The organism is Antarctobacter aquimaris (assembly GCF_900184945.1).
GTDB classification, from domain to species: domain Bacteria; phylum Pseudomonadota; class Alphaproteobacteria; order Rhodobacterales; family Rhodobacteraceae; genus Maliponia; species Maliponia aquimaris.
The window spans coordinates 289869-313660 of the sequence record NZ_FXYF01000003.1; the positions used below are offsets into that span (position 1 = coordinate 289869).

Consider the following 23792-nt stretch of genomic DNA (forward strand, 5'->3'; position numbering starts at 1 on the left):
CATGCCGGAACTGGGAATCGGGCTGATCGGGACGGGTTTCATGGGCAAGACGCATGCCCTGGCCTGGCGCGCGGTGCGGGCGGTCATGGGGCGTGACCTGCCGGAGGTGCGGCTGGAGCTGCTGTGCGACACCCCGGCGCAGAAGGCCGCGGAGATGGCGACGCAATTCGGCTTTGCCCGGGCGACCGACGACTGGCGCGCGCTGGTCGCCGATCCCCGCGTCGATGTCGTTTCGATCACCACGCCGAACAACCTGCACCACGAGATGGCCTGCGCCGCGCTGCGGGCGGGCAAACATGTCTGGTGCGAAAAGCCCATGGCGCTGACCCTGGCCCAGGCCGAGGAGATGGCCGAAGCCGCGCGGGCCGCCGGGACGGCCACGATGGTCGGCTACAACTACATCCGCAACCCGGCCTACCTGCACGCGAAAAAGCTGATCGACGAGGGCCGGATCGGCCGCGTGGTGCATGTGCGCGGTTGGGTCGACGAGGATTACCAGGCCGATCCCGACCTCGCCTGGACCTGGCGCGCGCGGCTGAAGGACGCGGGCCTGGGCACGCTGGGCGACCTGGGCTGTCACCTGGTGTCGATGGTGGTGGGGCTGGCCGGGCCGATCGAAAGCCTCGTCGCCGATACCCAGATCATCCATGAGACCCGCCCCCTGCCGGACGGTTCTGGCCGCGCGGCGGTCGAGAATGAGGATACGGCGACGGCGCTGCTGCGCTTTGCCAGCGGCGCGCATGGCTCGATCTCGACCTCGCGCTCGGCCTGGGGCCGCAAGAACAAGCTCGACTGGGAGGTGCACGGCACCAAGGGCATGATCTGTTTCGCGCAGGAGCGGATGAACGAACTTCAGGTCTACCTGAACGAGGGGCCGAAGGCCGAACAGGGGTTCCGCACCATCCTGACCGGGCCGGACCATCCGCCCTTTGGCAATTTTGTCCCGGCGCCGGGGCACCAGCTGGGCTTTGCGGATCTCAAGACCATCGAGGCCGCCGACCTGCTGACCGCGATCCGCGACGGTGCGCAATGCTACCCGTCGATGCCGGATGCGCTGGGGTTTGAGCGTGTGATCCACGCCATCGCCGACAGCGCCCGGCAGGGGTGCGCCCGCATCACCCTGTGACGCTGTCCCCGGCTCAGGGATCGGGGCGGTGGATGTCCGCCCAGAGCGCCTTGGCCACGCGGGGCGGGTGGAACAGCGCGTTCGCCCCCAGCCCGGGCGCGACGCAGATGAAATCCAGATAGGGGCACATCATCTGTCCGGCCAGCAGGGTGGTGCGGTGCGCCGCAAACATCAGGTCCAGCGCGCTGGCGCTGCTGCCAACCGTGCCGACCGGCAGCCCGGTGTTGGTCAGCAGGTGCACCCGATAACCCAGCTGTTGCAGCCGGTGCAGCGCGCCAAGGTGGCTGTCGGTCTCGCCCCGCTCGGTCTGCTGCCGCGTCGGCCCTTCGAAGGCGATGACGGCTGGCCGGACCCGGCCCTGCGCCATCAGCTCGGTCACCGTGCGGATGATCCGTCCGTCAAAGCCGTCGGTGTCTGATTTCAGCACGGTCTGCGGCGTCAGCGCCGCCACGATCTCCTGCGGCGACACGCGGTCGCCCAGGTAGACCTCGGCCGCCTCGTCATCCAGCGAGGAGGAGCCGGTGCCGTGCTGGACACTCAGCCTGACCCGGTTCTGCGCCGCGTCCGGCGCGGCGATGGCATGGCTCAGGCGGATGTCGTCGAACTGCGCCATGTTCCGCGCGAGGTAGGCGAAATAGCCGGGGTCCGGTTCGATGCCCCAGGCCGGCCCGTTGGAAAAGCGGCGAAAGTGGCAGATCGTGTCGCCGACATTGGCGCCGATGTCGATCAGCGGCCCGTCGGCGATCGCGTTGTCGGCCAGGATCGCGCGGATCATGTTCCAGTAGAGGTAATCGTAGTGCGGGTGATCCGCCATGATCCGCGGCAGCCGGTGCTCGGGCGGGAGGGACAGGGTCGCGCGACCGATCCTGAGCGTCTGGTCCTGCGTCATCGGGGTCTTCTCCGGGCCTGGAAGCGGGGGCGTGGCGTCTGGATAGCGCCTTTCGCCGGGGAGGTCACCCCGCGAGGCCGCTGCCGTCCGGGTCTAGAACGCCGGGTCCTCGGCAGCGCGTTCCAGGCAGTCGAAGGCGCGGTTCAGCATATCGGTCGGAAGCCCGTCGAGGTAGGCCCGCAGCGCGGTCTGCCGGGCCTGCATGCGGGGCATCATGCGATCAAAGATATCGCGCCCGGCGACGGTCAGGTCCAGGTACATCGCGCGGTTGTCGGTGGCCTTGCGGGTGGTGCTGATCAGCCCTTCGGCCTGAAGCGACTTGACGGTCCGGCTGATCAGGCCCTTGTCCATCGTGGCGATGCGGGACAGCTGTGCGGCGGTGCACAATCCGTGACAGCCGAGAATGGCGATGATGCGCCATTGCGTCGAGGTGATCCCGGCAAGCTCGCGCAGCATGCGGCTGTCCTTGGCCGTCAGCTTGGACTGGATGCGGGCAAGCCGGTAGGTCAGGAACTGTTCCAGCGGTGTCACCTGGGTGGACACGTCTTCATCCGTCATCGTGCGGACCTCTTCCGGCGCCCGTGGGATGACGGGGCCCAGAAAAAGCCTACCCGGAATCGCCGTCCGTTGACAGCCGGAATGACCCTGCCCTGGCGGATTGCACGCGGCAGCACGGCATGTGCCCGCAACGGAAACGGGCAGCGGCGATGCCGCTGCCCGTCAAGCTGTGCGTGACTGCCGCCCTGCGCCGGGTCAGTACTGGCAGACCGAGGTGGCGGTCTGGAGCACCGCGCCCGGAATGTCGGGCAGCCGCAGGAAGGTCACGCGGCGGTTCTCGGCGGCGCGGGGGTCGTACTCGTTCTTGAGCACGTATTCGCCCCAGCCCACCGGGTAGAGCGGCACGCCGACATAGGCGCCTTCCAGCAGCCGCGTCACCGACGCGGCCCGGCGCAGCGACAGGTCGCAGTTGTAGCCGTCGGAGCCCACCGCGTCGGTGTGGCCGACGACCGCGTAGGAGGTGCCTTTCAGCGCCGGGTCGTTCAGCGCCGCGATCAGGTTGTCGATCTTGGCGCGCTGGTCGTGGCGGACCTGGTCGCTGTCGTAGTCGAATTCGATGGTGATCGCCACCGAGGGCAGCACGACCTTGCCGGTGGTGGGCGGCTGCGGCGCGTCGTACTTGGGCGGTTCCGGCGGCGGTACAGTGCTCACCACCACCTTTTTCTCGTCGAGGTCCAGCACGAGGGTTTCGAACTGGACGTCCGGCGAGGCGCTTTCGAACGTGGGCTTGCCGGGGTCGATGTTGATGTCGGCGCAGTTGGCCGCGTTGGCATCCAGCAGACAGGCCGCCATGCGGTTCTGCGGCTGGGGCTTGAACTCGATCACGGCGTCCTGGCCGGGGATGAAGATTTCGCCGCTCTGCGCGAGGCCTGCCACCGGCAGGCCAAGGCAGAGAGCGACGCTCAGGGTCAGCTTTCGCATCGCTCTCATCTCCTCAGTACTCCCGAACCACGACCGAGATCTGTGCCTTGGTCACGTCGGGGTTGTACTTGGACACGGCGCGGTAGTCGACGCCGCTGTCCGTCTTCTTCTGGTCCTTGCCGTCGCCGTTCAGGTCCAGCACCAGGGTCTCGTTCACGACGCTTTCGTAGCGGTCCTTGGCGATGGCCTGGTGGCCGACCGAGCAGGAGACCTTGGAGGTGTCGCGGGTCACCGCGTCGATGGCATCCTGGCCGCCGTTGCAGATGGCAAGGATGGTCTCGAGGCCCGGCTCGGAGGTCCGCAGCGCACCGCGCGGCGGGAAGACGTACTGCGTACCGCCCGGGATCACGATGTCCTCGAGGCCCGGGAAGGGGTAGAGGACGCAGCTGTCATGATCGTCGTCGATCGAGATCAGCGTCAGGCGGCAGTCGTGGCGCGGTTCGATGAAGACCCGCAGTTCTTCGCCGACCTTGTAGGTAGGCTTGTCGGTGTAGACCGTCAGATGGCTCTGCGCGGTGACCGAGTGCTGAAGCGGGTCGTAGTCGTCGCCGTACTTCTTGGCGTCGGCATGGGTCTTGATCGGCTCGTCGCCCTTCACGACATAGGTCTTGGCGTCCGGCGCGGTGTAGGTCGGATCCTTGTAGTCGGCGGCCTTGTAGTCGTCGTCCTTGATGACCTTGACGTCCTTGTAGCCGTCATCCTTGATCGTCACGACCTTGGCGGCCGGCGGTTCGTAGTCGGTGCCCTTGACCACCTGCTTGACCGAGTGCGAGTAGTTGCCCGTCGCGACGTACTGCGTCTTGTACGGGCGGTAGTCGGTCAGTTTCTCGAGCAGGACAGGGTAGGCGGCCGTCCATTCGTCCCGCGCGATCGGCGACACGTCCAGGCGGGTCAGCAGGCCGGCCATCTCATGCCCGACAAAGGCCATGCGGCGGCGGAGGTCATCGGTGGTCAGGCCCAGTTCGTTGGCGGCCTGGTCGAAGTTGATGAAGTAGTCGACGTGGTAGACGAACAGCCCGCGCACCGGCTCAAGACCTGCGGCCTTGGTTTCCGGAGGGATGCCCGCGCTTTCCAGCGTGGCCAGGAAGGCCTCCATGTCGCGCTGGAAGTACTCGTTGACGACATCCTTGCCCGGGTAGATCGCGTCGATGGTCTGGCGTGCCGAGGGCGGCAGCGACAGGTTGTTCAGGGCGACATCGCGCACGGTATCGTCGTTGAAGCGCATGCCCTTGGAGTGGCACGAGATGCAGGAGATGCCGTTGACGACCTCGCCGGTGCCGTCCGGATAGTCGGTGTCGCGCACGATCTGCGTCGGGCCGACGTTCAGGCGCGCGCCATCGGCGGTGTTGAGGTAGTAGGCGTGAAAGCCGTTCGGCAGGGTAAAGATCGACTCGCCGCCGTCATGCTCGAACGCAAGCTCGGGGCCGTAGGCGTCGATCGGACCCAGCGGGTATTCGAAGAAGCTCTGACGGCCCTTCGATCCGGCAAAGTCATAGGACGTCCAGAAAAAGCCCGTCCCCATGGCGTGCCGTTCGATCAGGCGGTTGTGGGTCGACACACCCGAGTCCTGGAAGCCGGCGCGCACGACCTGCTCGTTCAGGATGTTCTTGCTCATGTTGAGGTTCAGCTTGGCCTCAAGCCCCTGGACCGTGTCCGGCAGGCCCAGCATGTCGTAGTACAGCGGCGAAACCGATGCCGTCGCGGTGAACCAGTCGGCGCGGATCACCGGGACCATGGTGCCCGACAGGGACTGCAAGGAGCCGAGATAGGGATCGGTGTCGCTGACCATGGCATAGGGATACTCGGCCTCGAGATAGCCCCATGTGTCGTGCGACCATTCGAGGTCCGGCAGGAAGACGCGCAGCAGGACGCCGTGCGGGTCGACCTTTTCGAACTTGTAGACGTTCGGGTTCCAGCTGAGCGCGTTCAGCAGCTTGACGGTGGCGTGAAGGTAGGCCTGGTAGTTGTCGTCGGTCACCTCCGGATCGTTCCACATCGGCCGCATCGAGATGTAGCGGATGCGGTCACGGCGGTTGGTCGGCTGCGCCTGAAGGTCGGCATGGGCCATGGCGTATTCATCGGCCAGGGTGATGAACTTGCGCGGTTCGGGCGCGGTGTCGGCCAGCGCGACGATCCAGTCCTGCAACTGCTTGAGTTCGGTCTCGGAGGGCACGCAGCTGGGATCCCAGCAGTTGTCGGGCATCGCGGGCGCACCGCCGGCGATCACCTGGTACAGCTTGGAGTTGGCGGGGTCGCCGATCTTGACGAACTTGGGGTCATGGGCCAGGCGGCGCACGTCCAGCACGTGGCCGAAACCGGCCTTGGGCTTTTCCAGTCCGTCGCCCAGCGCGCCTTGCTGGTGGCAGTCCGAGCAATACTTCTGAAGCACGCCATAGGCGGCCTTCTCGTAATCGGTTGCGTCTGCGGGCAGGGAATACTCCAGGTCTTCAGGCTCGATCAGCTTGGTCTGGTCCTGCGCCGCGGCGGGCAAGGCGAAGGCGGTTGTCAGCGCAATGACACTCACCTTCTTCAGAACATTGGGTTTCATAACTTTGTCTCCTGTTGAAAGAGGTCTTGGGGTGGAATTCAGATTACCGGCACCGGATGGAGAGGTACTTTTTCGAGGCCCAGCCGGTGACGCCGCCCGAGCCGCGATAGGGGTTCATGCACTGTCCCGAGAGGCACTGGACCTGGACCCAGTTGCCGCTCTGGTTCAGCACCTTGAGAGTGTCGCCGAGATAGGTCTCGGAGATGATCTGGCCGCGGGTGCTGGCCTGCGTCCGGATGTTGAGAAAGCCGGAGCCGTCGTTGCGGGTCTGGCTGGTGTAGGGTTTCAGGTTGACGACCTTCGCGGTGCACTGGGCGACCGGCTGCTCGCGCGGCTTGTTCGACGCCAGGTAACGGTTGGACACCCAGCCGGTCTGGCCGTTCGACAGGCGCACGTTGTTCCATCCGTCGCGCTCGTCGAAGACGGTGACCTTGTCGCCAAAGTCGATCCGGCTGACGACGCCGTTCTGCACGCCCGGTCCCGAACGCACGTTCAGGTGGTCGGTGCCGGTGACGTACATGGTGTAGCTGTGGCCGGTCGCGGGCGGCGGCGTCCGGTCGGGCGTCTTGAGGTAGGTGATCCGCTCGATGATGACGCGCGACAGGCAATCGGTGTCGGCGCCGCAGCGGTCCCGCGTGGCCAGCCGCCAGGCGCCCTGTTCGGTCGCGCTGACGCGGCGGGCGGGGTTGGCGTAGGCCTTTTCCATCTCTTCATCCAGCCCGGCGAGGTAGCGGTCGCCGCAGATCGTGCGTTCGGTCGCGTTGAGATTCGTCGAGTCGCACCAGGGGCGCAGCGGCTGGGTGAAAACCGGGGGAGGCGTGACCGGCGGTGTCACCGGCGGGGTCACGACCGGGGCGGTTTCGTCCGGCGCATCGCATTCGCGGGCCACGTAGGACTTGGCGAGGATCGCGTAGGTGTGATCGCCGCAGACCTCGAGAAAGGCCTCGTAGGCAAAGCACTGGCCGAATCCCTTGGCCTCCTCGAAGAGCGCGTCGCACATCTTGATCACGGTCTCTTCCTCGCCGACGGAGGGCGGGACCACGGTGTCGGTCTGGTCGGTCTTGCTGTCGGGGGCCTGGGGTTCGGGCGCAAAGGCGGCTTTCAGGACCTTGGACTCGGCCAGGATGTCGACCATCGGGATGGCATAGTTCACCGCGTCGCGGTTGGACCCGGCGTGATGCAGGCCGATGACCTTTTGCAGGCTGGCGTCGATCACCGGCGAACCGGAGTTGCCCGGAAGCGTGTCGCAGGTGTGCAGCAGCTGGTGATTGGACAACGCCGGGGCATTGGCGCGGCATTTTTCGCGGCTGATGCGCTGCGCCTCGCCCATCGGGTGGCCGATCACCCAGTAGGGATCGTTGTCGTTGGGCACCGCGGCGGCCAGTTCCAGCTTGCCGAACTCGGCCGAGGGATCGCCCAGCACCTCCAGCACCGAATAATCCAGTGCCTTGGAGGTTTCGACCGGCGTGGGAATGACGGTGAAGCGCCGCGTGCCTTCCTCGACCCCGGTCTGGCGGTAGCCCGCGATGAACATGACCGAGTCGATGCGCGTGGCGCCGGCGCGCTCGTTCTCGAGGATGCCGGGCACGCAGTGGTGATTGGTCAGGATGTGCCGTTCATCCACGATGAAGGCGGTGCAGGGGTAGACGCCGGTGTCGGTCAGGATGTCCAGCCGGCCGACCGACAGGCCCAGCCGGGCAAACACGCTTTTCGGGGAATAGTTGAGGATCGGCTCGTTGTTGTAATCGCCGATGGCCATTTCGAGGGTGATGTCGTTTCCGGCACCGGCCGCCTGGTTGCGGCTGAGCACGACGCGGCCGAAGCTCGACCGGTCGAAACCGACGAACTCCTGCGCCGGGGCGATTGACGGCAGGAATGCCATCAGGCCCGTGGCGGCGGTCAGTGTTGCCAGTGCAGCGGCGGTACGCACGACGGTCCCTTTCAAAAAAGGTTATTTCCCATAGTGGTTTCATGTTGGGTCATTAGGGGCCTTCCCGTCAACGAGGGAAAACCCCACCCCGGGATTCCTTACCCCCCCGGGCAGCACAGCCGAAACGGCCCGCCACCCGTCACAGAACGCGGGACAGAAAGGCGCGGGTGCGCTCCTGCTGCGGGGCGCCCAGCACCTGCGCCGGGGGGCCGGATTCGAGGATGCGGCCCTCGTGCAGGAAACAGACCTCGTCGGCCAGTTCGCGGGCAAAGCCCATTTCGTGCGTTGCCAGCACCATGGTCATGCCTTCGGCGCGCAGCTGGCGCAGCACGTCCAGCACCTCGCCCACCAGTTCGGGGTCCAGCGCCGAGGTGATCTCGTCGAACAGCATGATTTCAGGTTTCATCGCCAGGGCACGGACGATGGCGACGCGCTGCTGCTGCCCGCCTGACAGCTGGTCGGGGTAGTGGTGCATCCGGTCGGCCAGGCCGAAGCGGGCGAACAGCGCGGCGACCTGCGGTTCCAGCTGCGCGCGGCTCTGGCCGTGGATGCGGCGCGGTGCCAGCAGGGCATTGTCCAGCGCGGTCATGTGCGGGAACAGGTTGAAGCTCTGGAACACCATGCCGATGCGCTGGCGCACCGGCTGCGGGTCGAACCCCGGCTCGGAGATGTCGACGCCATCCAGCAGGATTTCCCCGTCGTCGATCGGCTCCAGCAGGTTCATGCAGCGCAGCAGCGTCGACTTGCCCGACCCGGACGCGCCGATCAGGCAGATCATCCGCCCGGTCTCGACCGTCAGGTCGATGCCGTTCAGCACGGCGTTGCTGCCAAAGCTCTTGCGGATATCCTTCAGGACCAGCGTCGCCATCAGCTGCGCGCCTTGCGCTGGCGGTTCATCAGGTGGTCGGCGTAGCGGGTGGCGGGAATGGTGATCGCGAGAAAGATCAGCGCCGCGCCGACATAGGGGGTGAAGTTCGCCAGCAGGGATTTGTAGACGCCGGCCTGGCGGAAGATCTCGACCGGGCCGATGAAGGACAGGAGTGCCACGTCCTTTTGCAGCGCGATGAACAGGTTCATGTTGGCGGGCACGACACGGCGGATCGCCTGCGGCAGGATGACAAAGCGCATCGCGTCCGACGACGACAGGCCCAGCGAGAGGGCGGCGGCGCGCTGGCTTTCGTGGATCGACTCGATGCCCGAACGGATCACCTCGGCGACGTAGGCGGCATAGACCAGGACCAGCGCCAGCGAGCCCCAGATGTAGGGTGAATTCCATGGCCGCGGCAAGCCCAGCCCGGGAATGCCGAAGCCGATCAGGTAGATCACCAGGATCACCGGCAGGCCGCGGAACACGTCGGTGAACAGGACCGCGGCCAGTTTCAGCGGGTAGAGCGCGGGGCTGCGCAGGTCCCGCGCGATGGCGATGGCAAGGCCAAGCGCGGCGATCAGCGGGGCGCACCAGGCAAAGATGGCGATGTCGAGCAGGAAGGCCTCGAGCAGGCCGGGGAAGGTCTTGGCCAGCACTTCGCCGTTGAAGAAGCTGCGCTGGACGCGGTCCCATCCGGGCGCGAGCGGCACGAGGAGGACCAACGCCAGGATCACCGCCACCGTGGAGGTGGCGGCGATCAGGTTGGCGCGGCGGCGCTGGCGCGCTTCAAAGACCTGGCGGCGTGTCGGCATGAGACCTTTTCAAGGGGAGGGGGCTCTGCCCCCGCCCCGGACCTTGTCCGGGACTCCCCCGGGCGTATTTGTGCAGAGAAGAAACCGGGGCCGGGGCACGGCGGCCCCGGCGCGGCGTCACTGGATGACCGGGACGCCGGTGGTCTCCTGCAGCCACTCGGCCTCGATCTCGGCCAGCTTGCCGCTGTCCTTGAGCGCGGTCAGCGCGGCGTTCACGCAGTCCCTGAGCGGGCTGCCTTCCTCCATCAGCAGGCCGAACTGGTCGGGGTTGGCGCTGCGCTCCGGCGGGAACTGGCCCAGGATCGCGCCGTTTTCCAACACCACCGCCGAAAGGTAGAGCGCGGTCGGCAGGTCAAACAGGGCAGCGTCGATCTGGCCGGCCTGCATCGCGGCGGTCACGTCGACGTTGTCGCCGTAGAGCATCGGCTGCTTGTCCGGGCCGATCAGGTCGGTCAGCATCGGCACGGCGGTGGTGTTGGCGTCCGCCCCCCAGAGCAGCGTCTTGAGGCTGTCGACCGTGGCCTGCGCGCCGCCGTCGACCACCGACTGCGTGGTCAGAACGGCCATGGCCGAGCTGTAGTAGGGCAGAGAGAAGTCGACCACCTGTTCGCGTTCCTCGGTGATCGAGAACTGCTGGAGGTTGAAGTCGAAATCCTTGGCGCCGGGCTGGATCGACTGGTCGAAGGAGGTGCGCACCCAGGTCACCTGATCAGGGCCAAAGCCCATCTCGGCGGCGACGGCATAGGCGACGGCGGCCTCGAAGCCCTTGCCGCTTTCGGGGGCGTCGTCCAGCACCCAGGGGTAGTAGGCCGGGTTGCCGGTGGCGATGGTGAGCGTGCCGTCGGTCAGCGTCTTGCCGGCGGCGCAGTCGTTCTGAGCAAAGGCCGGCGCGGCGACGGCGCAGGCGAAAAGGGCGGTGGTGACGAGTTTCATCGGCGTTCCCTGTCGGATCATGGTTGGCGCCAGATTTGCCGCGTCTGCGGGGGTTGTCAATTTGTGCCGCTAAAAGGCGGGCTTTCCATCGCGTCTTGCGGCCATGGCGCGCCTCGCCGTGGCAACGCGACTCTGCGGTGGACGGCGGGCGCGCGCCGTTGTCACCTTGGCGGCAAAGTCCGGCGAGCGGGCGATTCGGCAGGGAGAGCGCCGCGTGAAATTCATCCACATGTCCGATATCCACCTTGCCGCGCCGGGAAAGCTGGTCGACGGGATCGACCCGGCGCCGCGGCTGGCGCAGGCGCTGGCGCATATCGCGAGGCATCATGCGGACGCCGCGCGGCTGATCATCACCGGCGACCTGACCCATTGGGCCGAGCCGGAGGCCTATGCCGCGCTGAAGGTGGCGCTGAAGGGGATGCCCGTGCCGGTGCGGCTGATGGTGGGCAACCACGACACGCGCGAGGGGTTCCTGGCCACCTTCCCCGACCATCCGCGCGACGATGCCGGCCATATCCAGCATGCCGAGGACCTGCCCGAGGGGCGGTTCATCTATTGCGACACCATCCAGCCCGAGACCCACGCCGGGCATTTCTGCGAACCGCGCCGCGCCTGGCTGGCCAAACAGCTGGCGGGCACGCAACGCGCCTTTGTCTTTTTCCACCACAACGTGCTGCACCTGGGCGACCCGGCGACCGACCTTTTGTCGCTCAACGACGCCGACCAGGCGCCGTTGCGGGCGCTGCTGGTCGCCAACCGGGACCGGATCGCGCATATCTTCTTTGGCCATGTGCATGAGCCGCTGAGCGGCACGCTGGCGGGCATCCCGTTTTCCGGCGTGACCTCGACCGTGCACCAGACCATCCCGAACCTGTCTCCTTCGTTGATGTCGGGGATGGGGCCGCTGGAGCCGTCCTACCGCGTGGTGCTGATCCGGGGCGAGGACGTGGTGATCCACCAGATCCCCTTTGCCTGGGAGGGCGAGGTGATCTGGCACGGTGGCAGTTGGCAGGACTGGGTGGAAAAGGCCTGAGCCTCAGCCGGGCTTGTAGACGCGGCTGGCCTCCGGGTCCTCGGCGGAAAAGGGCAGGGCGGACAGGTCGTCCCACAGAGCCTGCGGCAGCTTCATCGCCGCCCAGTCCAGCGTCTGCTGCACGCGCTCGGGTTTGGACACGCCGACCACGGTGGAGGTGACGCGCGGATCGCGCAGCGAGAATTGCAGCGCCGCGACGCCCGTCGGCACGCCGTGGCGGGCGCAGACCTCCTCGATCGCGCGTACGGGCGCCAGCGCCGCGTCGTCGGCCGCCTGGTAGGTGATGCGCGGCATGGCAGCGCTGCCCTTGGCCAGCACGCCGCTGGCGAAGGGGGCGGCGTTCAGCACGGCGATGTCGTTGTCATAGGCGTAATCGAACATCGCCTCGGCCGAGCGGTTGAGCAGGGTGAACCGGTTGTGCGAGATCAGCGCGTCGAAGGGATAGGCGCGCAGGATCGGCTCCATCACGTCAAGCCGCCCCATGGCGAGGCCCACGGCCTGCGCCAGCCCTTCTTCCTTCAGCTTGAACAGTTCGTCCAGCGCGCCGCCCTCGCCTGTGATTTCGGTCAGGTCGCGGGCGTGCTCGGGGTCGTGCAGGTGCAGCAGCGGCACGGACTCGAGGTTGAGCGCTCTCAGGCTTTCCTCGATGGACGCGCGCACGCGGGCGGCATCAAAGCGGCCGGTCTCCATGTCGCGGTCCAGCTTGGTGGACAACACGAACCCTTTGGGCAGGCCGCCGCGCGCCTTGATGACCTGTCCGATGCGTTCCTCGGAGCGGCCAAAGCCGTAGTTGCGCGAGGTGTCGAGAAAGTTCACCGGGCCGTCAAAGATCGCCTCGATGGTGGCGCGGGCGCGGGCCTCGTCGACGGAATAGCCGTAGGTGTAGGGCATGTCGCCCAGCGCGGAAGCGCCAAAGCAAAGCTCGGTCACCTCGAGGTCGGTCTTGCCAAGGGCGTAGCGGGGCATGGGGGATCCTCCGGGTTTGGGCGGGCTCTGGCGGCCCCGTGTCGTCCGCCCATCAGTGCCCGGATCGGCGCGCGCAGGCAAGGGCGCGCCGGTCCGGGGCAAGGTCATGCGGCGGCGGGATAGCTGGAAAAGACCTGCGTGCTGCCGTCGCGCCGGATCAGGTGGACGTCGTAGGCCTCGCGCTGCGACTCCGGTCCCATGCCGGGCGAACCGAAGGGCATCCCCGGCACCGACAGGCCCACCGCCTCGGGACGTTCGTCCAGCAGGCGGCGGATGTCGGCGACGGGCACGTGACCTTCGATCATGTAGTCCTGGATCTGCGCGGTGTGACACGAGGCCATTTCCGGCGGGATCCCCTTGGCCATCTTGTAGCCGGCCAGTTCATCGGGGCGGGCGTGTTCGATGCTGACCTCGAACCCTTCGGCCTGGAGGATCTCGATCCAGGCGCCGCAGCAGCCGCAATTGGGGTCTTTCACAACATGGATGGCGGGGCCACCGGCGGCGTGCAGCGACCCGGGCAGCGCCGTTGCGGCGGCGGCCATGAGCAGGATCTGGCGGCGGTCAAGGCGGGGCGTCGGCATGGCTGTTGGTCCTTTTTCCTGGCGCTTTGCACCGAAGTAGGGGTTCCCGCAGGGGGAAGGTCAAGGGCCTGCGCCGGCACTCATCCCCGGGGCCGCGTCATCTGCGGGTCATAGGGGCTGGGCGCGATGACCTCGGCCGTGACCATCTCGCCCAGCAGGTCGAGGTGCAGCGCGGTGCCGGGCGCGGCCAGCGCCGGATCGATGAAGCCCAGCGCAAGGTTCAGCCCGGTGCGGAACCCGTAGGCCCCCGAAGTGACGGTGCCCACCACCTTGCCGTCCAGCATCATCGAGGCGCCGGGCGTGGCGCGGCGGTCGGGCGCGTCGTGGCGCAGGGTGACAAGCCGCTTGCGCGGGCCCGCGTCGTGCCGGTTCAGCAGCACCGCCTTGCCGTGGAACTCTTTCGCCAGGTCGACGAAGCGATCCAGCCCGGTCTCGAACGGGGTGAACTCGGTCACGAGGTCGGCCTTCCAGTGCAGGAAGCTCTTTTCCAACCGCATGGACTCGACCGCATGGCTGCCAAACAGGCGCAGGCCATGCGCCGCGCCCGCCTCGCGCAGGGCGGTGTAGGCGGCGTAGAGCGAGGGGGTGGGCACGTGGATCTCGTAGGCCAGTTCGCCGGAAAAGCTGACCGAAAGGACCGTGGCGGGGGCATAGCCCACGAAACATTCGCGCACCGACAGCCACGGAAAGACCTGCGCGGACCAATCGCCGCGCGCGACCTCGGACAGCACGGCGCGGGCGCGCGGACCGGCCAGAACAAGGATGGTCATGTCATCGGTCAGGCTGCGGATCTGCACGTACTCACCGGGGCGCCGATGCATCAGCAGCCAGTCACGGTCATGTTGTTCCGAGGCCGCCGCCGATCCGTACCAGACCCGGGCCGGCCCCCGGTCCGAGGCGGGCAGGTTGGCAAAGGTCGCCTCGGCCTTGATCATGCCGTGGTCGTTCAGCAGGTAGCCCAGGCCCACCCGGCCCACACGTTTCGTGACCCGGCCGCAGCACAGACGGTCGAGAAAGGCATGACGGTCGGCGCCGGTGATCTCCAGCCGGTTGAAGCCGTTGACCTCGGCCAGCCCCACTGCCGTGTGCACCGCCTGCACCTCTTGGCCGACCAGCGCGTGCGCCTCGTCAAAGCGAAAGCTGGGGGTGACGTGCAGGCCTGCGGGGGCAAAAACCTCGGCCCGTTCCCAGCCGTTGATGGGTGTGAAATGCGCGCCCTCGGCCCGGAGGACCGGGGTCAGCGGCGTCGTGCGCGCCATGCGGCCGGCGGGGCGGTGTTCGTTGGGAAAGTGAAAGCGGAACTCGTTCTGGTAGTCCTGAATGGCCATGCGCGCGGTCAGTTCGACATTCGTATGCGGGCCAAAGCGGCGCGGATCGATCACCCAGGTGTCATAACAGGCCTCGCCGTGCACGATCTGTTGCGCCAGCAGCCAGCCGTGGCCGCCGCCCTCGCCCAGACCGGCACGCAACCCGATGATGCAAAAGGCGTTGCGCTTGCCCGGGATCGGGCCGACCAGCGGCGCGCCGTCGATGGTGTAGGTGATCGGGCCGTTGACGATGGTGTGAATCCCGGCCTCGCGCAGGGCGGGCATCCGGGCAAAGGCGCCTTCGAGCACGTCCATGATGCGGTCGAGGTCGTCGGGGCAGAGCGCGTTGGTGAACTTGGGGTCGATGCCGTCCATGCCCCAGGTCTTGCAGCCTTGCTCGTAGAACCCGATCAGCAGGCCGGTCTTGTCCTGCCGGCAGTAGTAGTCCGAGATCGGGCAGCGGATCAGCGGCATGCGGTGGCCCGCCTGCGCGATCTGCGGGATTTCCTCGGTCACGAAATACTGGTGTTCCATCGACATGACCGGGTGATGCACGCCCATCATGGCACCCACCTCGTTCACCCGGTAGCCGCAGGCGTTGACCACCACCTCGGCGTGGACCTCGCCCTGCGGCGTGGTCACGATCCAGCTGTCGTCGGGCAGCTGGCGCAGGGCGGTGACGGGGGTGTTGCGGTGGATCTCTGCCCCGGCGAGACGGGCGCGGCGGGCCAGCGCCTGGCACAGCTGCGCCGGGTCGATATCGCCGTCCAGCGGATCCCAGAGCCCGCCGATCAGGTTGTCGGTCGAGATCAGCGGGTGACGGCGGGCGCATTCGGCGGCGTCGATCACCTCGAAATGCACGTCCATGCCGCGCGCCATCGAGGCAAAGTGGCGGTAGCCGTCCATGTGGGCGGCGGTGTTCGCCAGCCGGATGCCGCCGTCGCCGTGGTGGTAGGTGATCGGGTAGTCGGGGTCTTCGGCCAGTTCCTTGTAGAGCGCGATGGAGTGGCTTTTCAGTCCGACCATCGTCTGGGTCATGCCGAAATTCGTCACCTGCGCGGCGGAATGCCAGGTGGTGCCCGAGGTCAGCTCGTCCCGTTCGAGCAGCATGACATCGGTCCAGCCTTCCTGCGTCAGGTGGTAGAGGGTGGAACAGCCGGCGATGCCGCCGCCGATCACCACGGCACGAGTGGTCGTTTTCATGTGGGCCTCCTGTTGGCGCGGCCATCGGGAGGGGAGTCCGGGTTGCATCGCAAGGGGCTGGTTGCGGTTTCCGTGTCTTGGAAACCGGACTTCCAAAAGCCTTCAGCCGCATTTCACCGCTTGCCAGCCGATGTCCTCAAACGCGTTGTTCCGCAGGGGGACCCTGTCGGCACGCGACAGCCCCGGCTCATCCCGCCGCGCCGCGCCAGCGGGCGGGCAATCTGCGCAACACCCCTGTTGCGTGCGGGCTGTTTCGCGCAGGGCAGGCGCGCGTCGCGCGGCTTCGTGCTGCACGGGCGGGACCCGGACCGGAGCACCGCGCAGGGCGACGCCGTGTGAGGTCAGGCGGCAGCGCTGCGCCTTGGCGCGGCATTCGACGTGGTGGCCGATGCGCTGGTCCCGGGCTGGGCCTTCAGCGTCAGGCCGGCCAGGGCACTTTTCACCTCGGCCGCGTTTTTGCGCATGATCGAGGTGGCTGCGGTGGTCTGTTCGACCATGGCCGCGTTCTGCTGGGTGACGTTGTCCATCTGGCTGACCGCCGAGTTGACCTCGGACAGGGCGGTCGACTGCTCGGCCGAGGCAGCGGCGATGGCCGAGGCAAGACCCGAGACCTGTTCGAAGCTTTCCACGATGGCCTTGAGGCTGCGCGCGGCGTTGTCGATCAGGTCGACGCCGGTGGCGACCTCCCTGGAGCTGTTGCTGACCAGGTCGCTGATCTGGCGCGCGGCATCCGAGGCATTGCCCGCCAGCACCCGCACCTCTTCGGCGACCACGGCAAAGCCGCGCCCGGCGGCACCGGCGCGGGCGGCCTCGACCCCGGCGTTGAGCGCCAGCAGGTTGGTCTGAAAGGCGATGTCGTCGATCAGCCCGATGATGCGCGTGATCTGGTCCGAAGCGCTGCGGATCCGCGACATGGCGCCCGACGCCTCTTCGACGGTGCGTGCGCCCTGCGTGGCGGTCTGCGCGGCGGCGGCGGCGACGCTGTTGGCCTCGGCGGTGTTGCCTGCGGAACTGGCCACGTTTTCCGCCAGTTCCTGGACGGCGGCGGCGGTCTCTTCCAGCGAGGCGGCCTGGTTTGTGGTCCTGTGCGAAAGGTCGTCGGCGGCCGAGGACACCTCGGCGATGATCCTGACCAGGTTCTCGATGGTGCCGGCAACCGTCGACATGGTGCCGCGCAGGTTGGCGGTTGCGCGGTTCAGCTTCAGCCGCAAGTCATCGTAGCGGCGGGGATAATCGCTGTCGTCGGGGCCGGGGATGACATGGGTCAGGTCGCCTTCGGCCAGCCGCTCGATGGCCGTGCTCAGGTGCGTGAAGGCGGCGGTGCGTTCCTCCGCCTGGATGCGGAAGCAGGTTTCCACCACCCGTTCGATATCCAGCGCAAAGGCGCGCGTCAGCACGCCAACCAGCTGCGGAAGCCGCCCGCGCTTGCGCCAGGGCAGGCGTTTGACCAGCGCGGCGATCAGGTCCGAGGTGGCCAGCGTGTACGCAGACATGTAGGCATCAAGCGGCAGGTCGATGCGGGCATGGGTGCGCCCGATCCGGTCGACCGAAGCGATGTAGTCCGCGTCGAAATTGGCCGACAGCAGGCGCTGCCAGTGCTTTTTCTGTGCGTTGCGGGCAAAGTCCATCCGGTCGGTGTCGGCGAAGAAGCTGGCCGTATCGGGGTTGGCGTTGGCCCGGACGTAGAACGCCGTCAGGATGGCGTCCAGTTCGGGGATCAGCAGGCTGCCCACTTCGCGCAGCAGGGCCGCATTCTCGCCATCCAGGTGGAAGTGCGCGAGTTTCTTGGAGAGTGTGTCGGTCATCCGGAGGCTCCGTCGTCGAGCGAAGGTCGTTGGCGGGCATTAGAGGGACGATGTGTTAAGAACCCTCCACGGGATCACGTTGTCGCGACGGTCGTTCCGGCGGGATTGTTTCGATTTGTCGACTTTGCGGGGACAAGCCCGCCGCGTGGATCAGACAGACACCTTGCGCCGCAGCACGCCGCGCGGCGTTTCGGCCTTGGCGGCGTTGTGGATCACCCGCCCGCGTTCCAGCGCGCCGAAGCGGGCGGCGAGGCAGTTCTGCAGGCGGTCCTTGCGGCGCTTGAGCGCGGCGTCGGGCTCATCGGCGATGGACTCGGCCAAGGGGTCGATCTGGCTGGGGTCGAGACCGCGGGCGATGGCGTTCACTCCTGCGGCGCGGTGGGCCAGATCGGGGTCGGAGAGCTGGATACGGACCAGCGACTCGGCGTTGACGCGGCGCACGCCGCCGTTCGACTTGATCAGCACGCAGGTCGCGGTCTGCGTGTTGTACATGCCGCACTGGAGGTCTTTCCAGTTGGACTCGAGCACCGCCGATTCCGGCAGGAAGTCGGCCCAGGCGTCGCCCGGGACCGGATCGGTCGATGAGATGATGCCGAACTGGCCGTGGGCGCGGATCTGGCCGATCAGCACCGGCTTGGACAGGTGGTGGATCACGCCCGTCACGGCGGTGCCGCCAGTCAGGTTCGGGAACTCCTGGCCCCACATCGCCGACCGCACGGCGTGACATCGGTGGTGCCGGCGGCGGTGACCGCGTTCACCCGCATGTTGAAGCTTATGCAATGCGCTTCCATTGTGTCGGTGGTCACGCGCTTCTCGTCGCCGATGAAGGCGGGCCAGGTCTTGATGAACTCGGCATTGGCGTCGGAGTCGGCCGACATGTAGTAGGTTCACGCGGCCAGATGGGCGACGAGGTTGGAGGTGTCGAGGCCCGAACACTCTTCCTCACCCACCGAGAAGGCGACGGGGATGTCGTCGGCCGAGATGCCGGCAATTGCCAGCCCCTAGCAGAAGCCGATGTTGGCGTCGGCGTTGATGGTCGAGATCACGCCGACCTGCTTGCCGTCAGCGCCCGGCGCCTTGACGTCACCGACGATGGTCGCCCAGTCGCAATGGCCGAAGGGGTGTCGTTGACAAAGATGTCCCCGGCGGCAATGCCCTCGGACTTCAGGTCGTTCTCGAGGGTGTTGTTGAAGGTGCGCGGGTAGACGTAGTGGTTCCGAGCAGGGCGTACTTTTCGACGCCCAGTTTCTTGAGGAAGCCGTCGACGGCCGGGATCGCCTGCCGGTTTTATGCGGCGCCGGTGTAGAAGACGTTCCTGGACGATACCCCGCCTTCGCCCTGTGCCGGGTAGAAAAGCAGGCCGTTCAGTTCCTTGATGACCGGCAGCACGGACTTGCGCGACACCGAGGCCCAGTTGCCGAACATCACGTCGCCGTTGTGCGCGGTCAGCAGGTTGCGCGCCTATTCGGCAAACGGGGGCCAGTCGGAAGCCGGGTCGACCACCTGCATCAGCATGGGGTTCTCGAGCGTCGTGTCCGAGATGGCCATCGTTCCGGACAGCGAGTGCAGGACACCGACCTTGATGGGGCAATCCTGGGCGCTGGCGCCGCTTGCGATGATCGCCAGCGCGGCGGCGCCGGACAGCAGTTTGGTGACACGATTCACTCCTGTCTCCCCGCTTGTGTCCCTTGGTGCGGAACATCCCTCCGCCTGGCGCCCTTGTCCGCAGGGTCATGTTGCATCCAGTGTGGCGGCCGGAACGATCTGCGACCCAATCGGGTCGCCATACGCGCCTTCTCCGAAATCGTGGCAGCGGGCGCCCCGAACCATCTGGCGCAACTGCCCGTGGTCAATCCCGCGGCGGTTTAGCTGTTGGACTGCGGCGATTTGGTGACTGTTTGGGCGGTATCGGCGGGTCCTGGTCGTTTTTCGGGCATGCGGTCCCGGTTTGTGGGGCTGATGTGCAGCCTTCCAGTTGCCGTTGCGTGAACAGGGTGCCGGTATCGGCCGCAGGTTGATCTTCGGACAGACAATGACACGCCCTTTGCGGATGAACGAGGCATCGAGGACCCTGGATGCCGCCATGGCTGGGGTGGCCATGCAGCGCAGGCGCGTTTCGCTGATCCTGAGCACCCAGGCCCGGAGACCGGTCTGGGCGATCGAGCGTCTGCGCAGGTCCGGCCGCCCGCGGGCGCTGTTCCGGTGCCGCGCCGGGGCGGGGGTGCTCCTGACGCTGACCAGGCAGGCGGCCGAGCGAATTTATCGCGCTGCGCTGGACGTGGCGCGGGGCGACACCCGCCTGACCGCATGGTCCTGCGGCGCAGCCTGCTGCCGGTTCCCGACCGGCTCGGCCGGGCCACCCTGCCGATTTCCAGGAGACTTGGACGACATGCAACTGACCCCGCACGAAAGGGACACGCTGTTGGTCACGATGGCCGCCAAGGTGGCGCGGAAGCGGCTGGCCCGCGGCGTGAGCTGAACTACCCCGAGGCGATTGCGCTGATCACCGATGCGGTGGTCGCGGGCGCGCGAAGGCCGCTCCGTCGCCGACCTGATGCAGGTGGACAGCCCGGTCCGGTGACTTTTGACTGTTTTCCAAGAAGACCCCAAGGAAACAGGGAATAGAAAGTTGATCGCACCGGGGGCGGTCATGGACTCATGCACCCGCAAGGCGCCGAAGTCTGGCTGGCGCTGGCGGCCGGGGCATTGCTGGTCGTGGCCGCCCTGGTGTCCTGGTGCCGCAGATGATCCCTGGCGAGGTCTTTCCTGCCGAGGGCATAACGACCCTGAACGCGGCGCGCGGGACGGTTCCCTGAAGGAGTCCAGCACCGGCGACCGGCCGATGCAGGTCGGCTCGCCCTGCCATTTCGCCGAGGCGACCCCGGTACCGGACTTTGACCACGCGGCGGCGCGCGGCTGGCGGCTGGACATCGCGGCGGGAACGGCGGGGCGGTTCGAGCCGGGGCAGGCGCGCGAAGTGTGTCTGGTGCCGGTCTCCTGCGCGACAAGGATCTACGAATTCAATCAGCACGTGACGGGCGCGCTGGACGGAGCCCCCTGAGTCGGCAGAGAGTGGTCACACGAACGGGACCAAACAGGGAGACCCAGACCATGTGTGATGTATGCGTGATGAATGCCGTCAAGGACAGGATGCTGTCGCGGCGGTCCTTCTTCAAGGCGGGCGCCGTCGCGGGCGCGGGCGCCATGCTGGGCGCGGGAGCGTCGCCGGCCTTTGCCGCCGCGCATGGCGGGGTGCGGGACATGACCCACACCTATGACGAGACCTTTCCGACCTATTTCGGCGCGCCGGGGATCTCCTATGACAAGGGCTTCGATTTCGCCAAGGACGGGTTCAACCTCTACAGCCTGACCGTGAACGAACACACCGGCACCCATGTCGACGCGCCGCTGCACTTTTCGGCGGACGGCCAGTCGGTGGACGAGATCCCGGTCGAAAACCTCGTCTGCCCGCTGGTCAAGATCGACATCGCCGCCCGCGCGGCCGAGGATCCGGACGCCATGGTGACGCCGGACGACATCAAGGCCTGGATCGCGGCGCATGGCGAGATCCCGGCAGGGGCCTGCGTGGCGATGGATTCGGGCTGGGCCGCCAAGGTGGCCACCGATGGCTTTCGCAACGCCGACGCCGCAGGGGTGATGCATTTCCCGGGCTTCCACGTCGAGGCGGCGCAGATGCTGATCGAGGAGACGGGCACGGTGGCGATCGCGGTGGACACGCTGTCGCTGGACCCCGGCAACTCGACCACCTTTGCGACCCATTACGCCTGGCTGCCGACCAATCGCTACGGCATCGAGAACCTGGCCAACCTGGGCAACGTGCCCGCCGCCGGGGCGACGCTGATTGTCGGCGCGCCGAAGCACGGCCGCGGCTCGGGTGGTCCGGCGCGCATCTTTGCGATGGTCTGATGGCGACGGTCCGTCTTCTGAGCGACGAGGAGGCCAGCGCCGAGGCGCTGGCCGTCTTCGACGACATCCGCGCGGTGCGGGGCACCGACTATGTCAACAATTTTTGGCGCGCGCTGGCGCATGACCCGGCGCTGCTGAAGGCGACCTGGGAGCGGCTGAAGGTGGTGATGGCGCCCGGCGCGCTGGACCCACTGGTCAAGGAGATGCTCTACATCGCCGTCTCGGCCAGCAACGGCTGCGAGTATTGCGCCCATTCCCATACCGCGAGCGCGCGGGCCAAGGGCATGACGCCCGAGATGTACGGCGAACTGCTGGCTGTCCTCGGGATGGCGAACCAGACCAACGCGCTGGCGAGCGCCTTGCAGGTGCCGGTGGACGAGGCTTTTCAGGCGTGACGTTCGGTGATGAGCACGACAGAGCCGGGCTGACCCCGACCGCGGCTTGGGAGTGAAGCCCCCGCCCCGGGGGGGGTGGTCGGGGGGGGGGGCCGGTGTGCCGCCGGGCCGGGCCTTACTTACCACCAGCCACGCCATTGGCCGAGGATGGTCAATATGAAAACCGTGTAGGCGATGGCCTGGAGCCAGAAGGCGGTGGTCGACATTGGGGTGCTTTCAGCTTTGTTTTGGCGAGCTCAAATTAAAGGCGCTTTTCTAAATCTGCATGTTGTTAAATTTTTATCTCTATTGACCCACTAACTGAAAATCAGTTGCCTCACGTGAAATCTCAAAGCTCTAGGTAAATATATTTGATGATATTTGAAATTTTTCTTGTATATATTTCAGGAGCTTAACCGGAGCTTCACGTTTTTTGTGTTTTAGAAAAGCAAGGAGCTCCAATAACTTGCACCTCGTCCGAACGACGAAGTGCCGGACAGCGTAACAATCTGAAATGTGTCGAGAGGGCGCCATGCCCGCAAAGATCAAACGCTCCGACTATGCCGCGATGTTCGGCCCCACCACCGGCGACCGCGTGCGTCTGGCCGACACCGACCTGATCATCGAAGTGGAAAAGGACCTCACGACCTACGGCGAAGAGGTCAAATTCCGCGGCGGCAAGGTGATCGGCGATGGCATGGGGCAGGCGCAGACCACGCGGGCCGGGGGCGCGGTGGACACCGTCATCACCAACGCGCTGATCCTCGACCATACCGGCATCTGAAAGGCGGACGTGGGCCTGCGCGATGGCCGCATCCACAAGATCGGCAAGGCTGGCAACCCCGACACTCAGCCCGGTGAAGACATCATCGTCGGCCTGGGGACCGAGGCTATCGCCGATGAGGGCAGGATCCTGACCGCCGGGGGCGTTGACAGCCGCATCCACTACATCTGCCCGCAGCAGATCGAGGACGCGCTGCATTCCGGCCTGACCACCATGCTGGGGGGCGGCACCGTGCCCGCGCATGGCACCTTGGCCACCACCTGCACGCCGGGGCCATGGCACATCGGGCGGATGTTGCAGGCGGCGGATGCCTTTCCGATGAACCTTGCCTTTGCGGGCAAGGGCAATGCCTCGCTGCCCGCTGCGCTGGAGGAACAGGTGATTGCCGGGGCCTGCGCGCTGAAACTGCATGAGGATTGGGGCACAACGCCGGGGGCCATCGACTGCCGCCTCTCTGTGGCGGATGCGATGGACGTGCAGGTGATGATCCACACCGATACGTTGAACGAAAGTGGCTTTGTCGAGAACTCGGTGAAGGCCATGAAGGGTCGCAGCATCCACGCCTTTCACACCGAGGGCGCGGGCGGCGCGACGTGGCGAAATACACCATCAACCCGGCCATCGCCCATGCCCCTGCGCATGAAATCGGCAGCATAGAGGTGGGCAAACGTTTCGGCCTGGTGCTGTGGGACCCGGCCTTCTTTGGCGTGAAGCCGGACATGGTGCTGATCGGCGGCACCATCGTCTGCGCGCTCATGGGCGATCCCAATGCCTCGATCCCGACGCCGCAGCCGGTCCACACCCGGCCGATGTGGGGCGCCTGCGGGCGCGGCGTGGAACGCTCGGCCGTGGTCTTCGTGTCCGAGGCCGCGCAGGCCGAGGGCATCGGAAAGGCGCCGGGCCCGGCCAAGAACACGCAGGCGGTCCGCAACACCCCCGGCATCGGCAAGAAGGACCTGATCCTGAACGATGCCATGCCGCAGGTGGAGGAGAACCCGGAAACCCACGAGATGCGCGGCGACCGCGAACTGTCGACCTGCAAACCGGCCACCGAACGGCCCATGGCGCAACGCTTTTTCCCGTTCTGACCCCGATCGGGGACAGGTCGGGCACATGCCGGGCGCCTTGTATTGAAACAGGGTCTCGCGCAACATGAAGGCATCCGACGTGTTACCCGCCTGCCTTGCCCGTCCGGCGCCGAAAGCCGACCGGACTGCCCCTCAACCG

At 66.7% G+C, this 23792-nt stretch carries 16 protein-coding genes and 4 pseudogenes; 7 read left to right on the forward strand and 13 right to left on the reverse strand.

Annotation, left to right across the window (positions count from 1 at the left end):
- Nucleotide 1: 1 nt before the first annotated feature.
- Nucleotides 2-1126: a Gfo/Idh/MocA family protein gene (locus tag MAA8898_RS07030; RefSeq protein ID WP_094020280.1), complete on the forward strand. Its 1125-nt coding sequence runs from the start codon at nt 2-4 to the stop codon at nt 1124-1126.
- A 13-nt stretch (nt 1127-1139) separates the two neighbouring features.
- Here the strand turns inward: MAA8898_RS07030 and MAA8898_RS07035 are convergent, their stop codons facing one another.
- From MAA8898_RS07035 to MAA8898_RS07070, 8 genes are all read right to left on the reverse strand, one after another.
- Nucleotides 1140-2015, reverse strand: a complete 876-nt coding sequence (locus MAA8898_RS07035) for an FkbM family methyltransferase (RefSeq protein WP_094020281.1) — start codon at nt 2013-2015, stop codon at nt 1140-1142.
- Between the two features lie 93 nt (nt 2016-2108).
- On the reverse strand, nt 2109-2573 hold the full coding sequence (locus MAA8898_RS07040; protein ID WP_094020282.1) for a MarR family winged helix-turn-helix transcriptional regulator: 465 nt from the start codon (nt 2571-2573) through the stop codon (nt 2109-2111).
- A gap of 195 nt (nt 2574-2768) precedes the next feature.
- Nucleotides 2769-3494, reverse strand: coding sequence for an OmpA family protein (locus MAA8898_RS07045; protein ID WP_176445089.1), 726 nt, complete (start codon nt 3492-3494; stop codon nt 2769-2771).
- 13 nt (nt 3495-3507) lie between these two features.
- Nucleotides 3508-6042: a DUF4384 domain-containing protein gene (locus MAA8898_RS07050; protein ID WP_094020284.1), complete on the reverse strand. Its 2535-nt coding sequence runs from the start codon at nt 6040-6042 to the stop codon at nt 3508-3510.
- A 43-nt stretch (nt 6043-6085) separates the two neighbouring features.
- The gene (locus tag MAA8898_RS07055; RefSeq protein ID WP_141194812.1) at nt 6086-7972 is read right to left on the reverse strand and encodes an SH3 domain-containing protein; all 1887 of its coding nucleotides are present in this window, start codon (nt 7970-7972) and stop codon (nt 6086-6088) included.
- A gap of 139 nt (nt 7973-8111) precedes the next feature.
- Complete coding sequence (locus MAA8898_RS07060) at nt 8112-8840, reverse strand: amino acid ABC transporter ATP-binding protein (RefSeq protein ID WP_094020286.1); 729 nt, start codon at nt 8838-8840, stop codon at nt 8112-8114.
- Nucleotides 8840-9652, reverse strand: a complete 813-nt coding sequence (locus MAA8898_RS07065; RefSeq protein WP_094020287.1) for an amino acid ABC transporter permease — start codon at nt 9650-9652, stop codon at nt 8840-8842. Before MAA8898_RS07065 ends, MAA8898_RS07060 begins: the two co-directional genes overlap by 1 nt.
- Nucleotides 9653-9769: 117 nt before the next feature.
- On the reverse strand, nt 9770-10606 hold the full coding sequence (locus MAA8898_RS07070; RefSeq protein ID WP_245853270.1) for an ABC transporter substrate-binding protein: 837 nt from the start codon (nt 10604-10606) through the stop codon (nt 9770-9772).
- A 193-nt stretch (nt 10607-10799) separates the two neighbouring features.
- Between MAA8898_RS07070 and MAA8898_RS07075 the strand changes: the two genes are divergently transcribed.
- Nucleotides 10800-11618: a metallophosphoesterase gene (locus tag MAA8898_RS07075; RefSeq protein ID WP_094020289.1), complete on the forward strand. Its 819-nt coding sequence runs from the start codon at nt 10800-10802 to the stop codon at nt 11616-11618.
- 3 nt (nt 11619-11621) lie between these two features.
- Here the strand turns inward: MAA8898_RS07075 and MAA8898_RS07080 are convergent, their stop codons facing one another.
- From MAA8898_RS07080 to MAA8898_RS07100, 5 genes and pseudogenes are all read right to left on the reverse strand, one after another.
- Nucleotides 11622-12584 carry an aldo/keto reductase gene (locus MAA8898_RS07080; RefSeq protein ID WP_094020290.1) on the reverse strand — a complete coding sequence of 321 codons (963 nt, stop codon included), beginning with the start codon at nt 12582-12584 and terminating at the stop codon, nt 11622-11624.
- 104 nt (nt 12585-12688) lie between these two features.
- A complete protein-coding gene (locus MAA8898_RS07085) occupies nt 12689-13165 on the reverse strand; it encodes a DUF411 domain-containing protein (RefSeq protein ID WP_094020291.1) in 477 nt (158 codons plus the stop codon).
- A gap of 80 nt (nt 13166-13245) precedes the next feature.
- Nucleotides 13246-15675: an FAD-dependent oxidoreductase gene (locus MAA8898_RS07090; protein ID WP_094020292.1), complete on the reverse strand. Its 2430-nt coding sequence runs from the start codon at nt 15673-15675 to the stop codon at nt 13246-13248.
- A 341-nt stretch (nt 15676-16016) separates the two neighbouring features.
- Complete coding sequence (locus tag MAA8898_RS07095) at nt 16017-17480, reverse strand: methyl-accepting chemotaxis protein (protein WP_094020293.1); 1464 nt, start codon at nt 17478-17480, stop codon at nt 16017-16019.
- A 447-nt stretch (nt 17481-17927) separates the two neighbouring features.
- Nucleotides 17928-19145 (reverse strand): annotated as a pseudogene (locus tag MAA8898_RS07100) (transporter substrate-binding protein); the annotation flags it as partial.
- 724 nt (nt 19146-19869) lie between these two features.
- Here MAA8898_RS07100 and MAA8898_RS07105 point away from each other — a divergent pair.
- The 5 genes and pseudogenes from MAA8898_RS07105 to MAA8898_RS07125 form a co-directional block, all read left to right on the forward strand.
- Nucleotides 19870-20055 (forward strand): annotated as a pseudogene (locus MAA8898_RS07105) (urease subunit gamma); the annotation flags it as partial.
- 169 nt (nt 20056-20224) lie between these two features.
- A pseudogene (ureB, locus tag MAA8898_RS07110) lies at nt 20225-20541 on the forward strand (urease subunit beta).
- 50 nt (nt 20542-20591) lie between these two features.
- Nucleotides 20592-21407, forward strand: a complete 816-nt coding sequence (locus MAA8898_RS07115; protein ID WP_094020295.1) for a cyclase family protein — start codon at nt 20592-20594, stop codon at nt 21405-21407.
- Nucleotides 21407-21802, forward strand: coding sequence for a carboxymuconolactone decarboxylase family protein (locus MAA8898_RS07120; protein ID WP_094020296.1), 396 nt, complete (start codon nt 21407-21409; stop codon nt 21800-21802). Before MAA8898_RS07115 ends, MAA8898_RS07120 begins: the two co-directional genes overlap by 1 nt.
- Before the next feature lie 511 nt (nt 21803-22313).
- Nucleotides 22314-23653: pseudogene (locus MAA8898_RS07125) on the forward strand (urease subunit alpha).
- The last annotated feature ends 139 nt before the right edge of the window (nt 23654-23792 follow it).